A 247-nucleotide genomic window follows, 5' to 3' on the forward strand; every position below is an offset into this window, starting at 1 on the left:
GCCATGGCGGCGGCGTAGGCGTCGTCCACCGAGCGCATGAGCGCGCCGATGCCGAACTTTTCCGTCGCCGAAATGAAGTGCATCTTGGCGAAATCGAGGAATTTCAGCTTGCGTTGCAGGTGGTGCTTGGTGCGGTCGCGTGCGTGGTCGTCCATGCCGTCCCACTTGTTCACGCCCACCACCAGCGCACGGCCCTGCTCGACCACGAAGCCCGCGATATGCGCGTCCTGGTCGGAGATTTCCTGGT

The 247-nt window shown here is 63.6% G+C and carries 1 pseudogene; it reads right to left on the reverse strand.

What is annotated here, in order from left to right:
• Positions 1-247, reverse strand: a pseudogene (locus SB816_RS34030) (ribosome biogenesis GTPase Der); the annotation flags it as partial.

The sequence above is a fragment of the Achromobacter sp. SIMBA_011 genome (genome assembly GCF_046535435.1).
GTDB classification, from domain to species: Bacteria; Pseudomonadota; Gammaproteobacteria; order Burkholderiales; family Burkholderiaceae_B; genus Achromobacter; species Achromobacter dolens.